General features: G+C 65.1%; 7 protein-coding genes and 1 pseudogene. 3 read left to right on the forward strand and 5 right to left on the reverse strand.

Annotation, left to right across the window (positions count from 1 at the left end; translation table 11 throughout):
• A pseudogene (locus HUK82_RS14340) lies at positions 1–591 on the forward strand (ATP-binding protein); the annotation flags it as partial.
• A 38-nt stretch (positions 592–629) separates the two neighbouring features.
• Here HUK82_RS14340 and HUK82_RS14345 read toward each other — a convergent pair.
• Positions 630–1181, reverse strand: coding sequence for a flavodoxin family protein (locus HUK82_RS14345; RefSeq protein WP_176614607.1), 552 nt, complete (start codon positions 1179–1181; stop codon positions 630–632).
• 115 nt (positions 1182–1296) lie between these two features.
• Here HUK82_RS14345 and HUK82_RS14350 point away from each other — a divergent pair, with 115 nt between their 5' ends.
• Both HUK82_RS14350 and HUK82_RS14355 read left to right on the forward strand, forming a co-directional pair.
• Entirely contained in the window at positions 1297–1701 is a 405-nt protein-coding gene (locus tag HUK82_RS14350) for a winged helix-turn-helix transcriptional regulator (RefSeq protein ID WP_176614608.1), read from the forward strand.
• 76 nt (positions 1702–1777) lie between these two features.
• Positions 1778–2257 carry a YaiI/YqxD family protein gene (locus HUK82_RS14355; protein ID WP_176614609.1) on the forward strand — a complete coding sequence of 160 codons (480 nt, stop codon included), beginning with the start codon at positions 1778–1780 and terminating at the stop codon, positions 2255–2257.
• A gap of 7 nt (positions 2258–2264) precedes the next feature.
• Here the strand turns inward: HUK82_RS14355 and HUK82_RS14360 are convergent, their stop codons facing one another.
• The 4 genes from HUK82_RS14360 to HUK82_RS14375 all read right to left on the reverse strand — a co-directional run.
• Positions 2265–2945 carry a hypothetical protein gene (locus HUK82_RS14360; protein WP_176614610.1) on the reverse strand — a complete coding sequence of 227 codons (681 nt, stop codon included), beginning with the start codon at positions 2943–2945 and terminating at the stop codon, positions 2265–2267.
• Between the two features lie 191 nt (positions 2946–3136).
• Positions 3137–3592: a DcrB-related protein gene (locus HUK82_RS14365; protein ID WP_176614611.1), complete on the reverse strand. Its 456-nt coding sequence runs from the start codon at positions 3590–3592 to the stop codon at positions 3137–3139.
• On the reverse strand, positions 3592–4098 hold the full coding sequence (locus HUK82_RS14370) for an ankyrin repeat domain-containing protein (RefSeq protein ID WP_246495333.1): 507 nt from the start codon (positions 4096–4098) through the stop codon (positions 3592–3594). Before HUK82_RS14370 ends, HUK82_RS14365 begins: the two co-directional genes overlap by 1 nt.
• A partial coding sequence (locus tag HUK82_RS14375; RefSeq protein WP_176614613.1) for a PAAR domain-containing protein occupies positions 4098–5259 on the reverse strand: 1162 nt, incomplete at its 5' end. The genes HUK82_RS14370 and HUK82_RS14375, both read right to left, overlap by 1 nt.

The raw sequence follows: 5259 nt of genomic DNA on the forward strand, positions 1-5259 counted from the left end.
ATCGCGGCAGCACCCCCGCCCGACATTCTGGCGCAACTGGCCGCCCACGGCGACACCGTCGCCACGGCCGAGCCGGAGGCAGTCGCACCCCAGGATGACGAGGCCCGCGCTGAGCGCGCCCGCCGGATCGGCCACATGGTGCGCGAGATTCTGGGCGACAGCGACGCCGCCTTCCGCCCGGTCCACGCGCTGTATCAGGATCTTCTGGTCCGCTGCCGCATCGCCGGGTTGGGGCGCGACGTGCTCGACCTTGCCGCCTTCCGGCGTGTGCTGTCCGTCGCCCGCTCCGGCGTTCCGCCCGAGGAGGAAGCCACCGACGACTGGCGCGAGGCCGAGCGTCTGGCCTTCGCGTTGCCCGAGGACGTCCAGGGTGTGTTCCTGCTTCTGGCCCGCGCCGCGATGACGGGCGCGCCCTGTCCGGATGATGCCGCGCTGGCCCGTGCCTACGGCACCCATTCGCCTGGCCGTGCCCGCCGCCAGCTGACCTATCTGGAAGAGCGCAATCTGGTGGTGGTGCGCGAGGACGGGATGGGCCGTCGTGCCGTCGCGGTCATCGGCACCGCGTGGGAGACTGCCGCCGCGGCGTCGTGAGCGGGGAGGACGCGAACCCCGCGTCCTCCCCCGGCTGTTCAGCGCAGCTTCGATGCGATGTCGGCCACGCGCTTGCCGTAATGCTCGGCGGTCTGCAGGTCGCCCTGCGGCACCTCCTCGACGCTTGCGTCGGCGGGGGAGCGGGTCAGCAGACCGACCGAGCCACCAAGGGTGTTGGGATCGAGGTTGGTCGCGGCCTTGGTGTTGGAGGGCAACTGACCGAGGCTGACCCAGATCCCGCCGTGCTGGGATGCGAGTGTCTGCAGCGCGATCAGCGCCACCTGCTTGTCGCCGCTCGGGCTGGCGGAATTCGTGAATCCGCCGAACACCTTGTCCTGCCAGCCGCGCGTGTACCAGATTTTCGATGTCGCGTCGGCGAATTTCTTGAACTGCCAGCTCACGTTGCCCATGTAGGTCGGCGTGCCGAACACGATGGCGTCGGCTGCGTCCAGCGCCTCCCAGTCGGCCTCGGCGATGTCGCCGTTGGCGTCGATGGCGATCAGAGCCGCCTCTGCCCCACGGGCCACGGCCTCGGCCACGACCTTCGTATGGCCATATCCTGAGTGATATACGACAACGGTCTTGCTCATCGGTCTGTTCCTCTCGTCCGGGGTTCGACTATCGACCGGTTTCCATTGGATACCAGGTGCATTTTACGTTATACTAATGGGGTCATCACACCGCAAGAAGGCACGTTTTCGATACATGGTTACGTCCAGGAAACCCCCGTCGGACGCGGTGCCCGCCGCGTTCAACATCTATGCCAGGGAATGCCCGGCCCGCCATGTGCTTGATCGTCTGGGCAACAAGTGGACGCTGCTGGTGCTCGACCGGTTGCAACGGGGCCGCACGCGTTTCAATGTCCTGAAGCGCGACATCGCGGGCGTGTCGCAGAAAGTTTTGTCGCAGGTTCTGAAAAACCTCGAACGCGACGGCCTGGTTGCGCGCGTGGCCTATCCCACCGTGCCGGTTACCGTGGAGTACAGCCTGACCCCGCTGGGCGAGACGTTGACGGATGCGGTCTCCGCGCTGACCCACTGGTCCGAACAGCACATGCCGGCCATCGTCGACGCCCACAAGGCGTATGATGCGCGTTCGGGGCAGGTCTGACCGTGCGCGATACGCGCGGTCAAGACCGCGTGCCACGGGATTTGCGGTTCCGGTCTGCATGCGGCAGTTTGGCGGGATGAGCCGTATTTTCATCGATTCCGATGCCTGCCCCGTCAAGGATGAGGTCTATCGCGTGGCCGGACGGTATAGCGTGTCCGTATTCGTCGTCTCCAACCGCATGATCGCCGTGCCGGACTCGCCGCTGGTCGAACGTGTCGTCGTCGCTGCGGGCCCGGACGTGGCGGACGACTGGATTGCTGAACATGTCGTCGACCAGGACATCGTGATCACCGCCGATATCCCTCTGGCCGCGCGCTGTGTTGAAAAAGGCGCGCACGTTCTCGAACCGAAGGGACGGCTTCTGGATGGGGATGCGATCGGCATGGCGCTGGCGATGCGCAACCTGATGACCGATCTGCGTTCGGCGGGTGTCATGACCTCCGGCGGCGCAGCCTTCGGCAAGGCTGACCGGTCCCGTTTTCTGTCCCAGCTCGACACGCTGGTCGTCAAGGCCCGCCGTCCGCGTGTGCGGCCCGTGGTACCGCGCGGAGAGTAGCCGCGCGCTACTCGGTGATCTCGAGGAATTTCGCCTCGGGAATGGTCCGGGGTTTACCCAGCGTGACGCTCATCTCCAGGAACTCCTGCGAGGCGATCCCTTGCTGTTGCTGATACTCCGCTTTCGAGGTCTCGCCGCGCCTGAAGGCGTCGCGTTGACCGACCATGACGCGGTATTCTTCGGTGTAGAGTTCATCGACCGTCGCCGGCGGGGCAATCCCGTGCTCCGTGAGCCGCTGTTGCGCACGACGCGCGAGGTCGAGCCTTAGATAAGGGGAAAGATCCTGTGTCACGGCATGGAACTTCGCCATCTGCGGGGCGGCGACGATTGCATCATAGGAGCGCTCGACCTGGCGCGTTCGTCTCTCGTCCAGCGTGTCGTCCAGAAAAAGGTAGCCGATGCCTCCCACAACCAGAAGCGTTGGAATGAAGCTCACCCAGGTCAGGGCGTTCACAGGCCGATAACCTCTCAGGGCCGCTATCGTCAGTGCGATGTTGCCGGCGACGCAAATCGGCAGTCCCATCAGCGCAATGCTCAGGACGATGCGCAGAAGGCCGGTCCAACTGATCGCTTTTATGGTGGGATCGTCCCATGCGAGGGCAGCCCCCGCCAGCCCCAGCAGGGACGGCAGGAACGCACATAGACTGACCACCAGCATGACGGCTGGAATGACGAACTCACGTGACATAGAAAGCCCCGTTGCCAAAGCGGCGGACCGCCTCCAAGTTGCGACCGCGGACCTACCCGGTGACAGCACTGGCCTCCGGGCCGTCAGGCGGAAACGATCGCCGCTGTCTTTTCGTGCGACGATCGCGGCGCACAGTGTCTTCGCGCCCGCGCGGCAACCCGGGTCCAGGCACCCGGCAGCGTGGCGGTATCTCAACCCATGCGAAAGCTTCGTAGCAGCGCGAGAAACTGTGGCTCTGCCTGCGGGAACTCCGATTGACTGGCCGTCGCCGTGGAGATGACAACCGTCCGGGCGTCGGCATAGGCGTAGGTGATCGCCTGCGTGACGGGGATGCCGTTGGACGTCCACTCAATCGTCAACGCGACACCCGGACGTTCGGCGGTGGCGCGGCGGTGTGCCACCTCCCGAAAGTCCTTGAGCGCGGTGTGCATCTGATCGATCTGTCGGTCGACGAAGTCCTGAAGCCGCGCGACACGATCAGCGGTTTCCGGGTCCGGCAGAGGCTCGCGCGTGATGACGAGGTTGGGCGTGATGCCCGATGGCGACGGTGCTGTCGCCGAGAGAATGAGCATCGACGCATCGCGCCACCCGTCGGGACAGGTGATCGACATGCCCTGTGTCGAGAGGGTACGGTCGGCGCTGGACATCAGGGGTGTACTCCCGGCGGCGGCCATTTCCCGGCCTTGTCGAGGGCAAGAACCTCGTCGCGACCCGGCGGCGGAAAGGGATAGCCACGCGCCTTGAGTTTTTCGATCACGCGCAGTCGGGCGTCATCTTCGGGCGAACCGCGCAGGATGCGGCTCGTGATCGTACGCTGTGCCGCCGTAATGCCGAACTCGTCATGCGCCCAGATATCCGCGCCGTGATCGAGAAGGATTTCCACGACAGGCCACTGATCGGTCTGGGCGGCATTGATCATCGGCGTCGACTGGTCCTCTGGGGCGCGCTCATTGAGACCGATGCCCTGAGCGGCGAGTGTCCGCACCGCGTCCGTGTCCGAGTTCATCACAGCGCCAATCATAGGGATGTGCGGATAGCGGGGGTCGACCTCTCCCACCTTGGGCTCGTCATGATGCTGGCTCACGGTGTGTTCCTTTTTCTTGCAAGCGGCGCAGCACAGGCAGGCTGCGAGAACGAGGGGCAGGACGCGCATCAGAGGCACCCGTTTCTGACGAGGGATCGCTGGATCTGGCGCTGACGCTGGCGCAGCGATGCGTCGACGTTATCCATGAAGTGAAGCAGAACGTCGCCGATGCCAGCGCCGATGAGGGATGCCCGCAGCAGACCGGCCGCGCTGACCTTCCAGCGCGGGTCTGTGGCTGCACTGATGAAACCTGGTGGGTCGAGCGCCCAGGTTCTGGTCGCGGCCGCTTCGGGGATCGGCAATGTCGACTGAGCGCCATGCAGGACTTCGCCCTTGACGTGGATCTCGTCAATATCGGCGTTTACCGGATGCGGGACCGTTTTGGCGTTCAGTCCGGCCGGGTTGAACGTCGTCGCCGGCAGACCCGTCGCGCTCGCGGCCGCCGAAGCCATCCCGCCACCGAGCGAGTGGCCGGTGAAATGAGCGCTCTCGCCCCCGGCGGAGTCACGGACGTTTGTCGCGATCTTCTGCGCCTGGTCATAATAAAATGTGTGGTGCCCAAGGCCCTGTGCGGCATTGGTTTTCCAGTCCTCGCCGCTGCTCGTGCCCTTGAAGGCGACGATCGGGGCATTGGTCGTGTTGTTGATGAATACCGCCGCCCGAAAGTCGGTCGGTTTGGTGGTCCTTGGGTCGACGGGATGCTCCAGCATGCTTTTTTTCAGGCCGAGCGTTCTCAGATCGTCATCGGTCGCATTGCGATATCCGTCTGGCGGCGTCCGGCTTTCAGGAGGATCATAGGCGGCGCTCGCGGCCTGTGCGTCGACGCGAAAACGCTCGAACGTGGCCTGTTCGTCACGCAGGGCCGAACAGACCGGTGACTGTCGCGGTCCGCCGATCAAGACGTTGAGCGATCCGGTGCGAATGTTCGCCCCGCACGCCATCAGGTCGGAGACGCGCGCAGCCGGTCGACCGTTGATGAATACGGTCGCCGCACCCGTGGTGACCGGGATCGGGGCGCCGGCATGCATGACGCATTCGCCGGTGGACAGGCCAACCATCGCGGCCGGCAGAAGATTGATGAAGGTGTTGGGTGAGCCGGTCGTGATCACGCCGGTGACGGGTCCAGCCATCATGCTGCCGATCGCAGCGCCTAGCCCGGTCGTGGCGAGGGCGGCCCCGATCGCCACGGCGCCCAGACCGCCCGTGGCGAGGATACCCGCCCCGATCGCC

It is taken from the genome of Ameyamaea chiangmaiensis (assembly GCF_013376175.1).
Lineage (GTDB): Bacteria > Pseudomonadota > Alphaproteobacteria > Acetobacterales > Acetobacteraceae > Ameyamaea > Ameyamaea chiangmaiensis.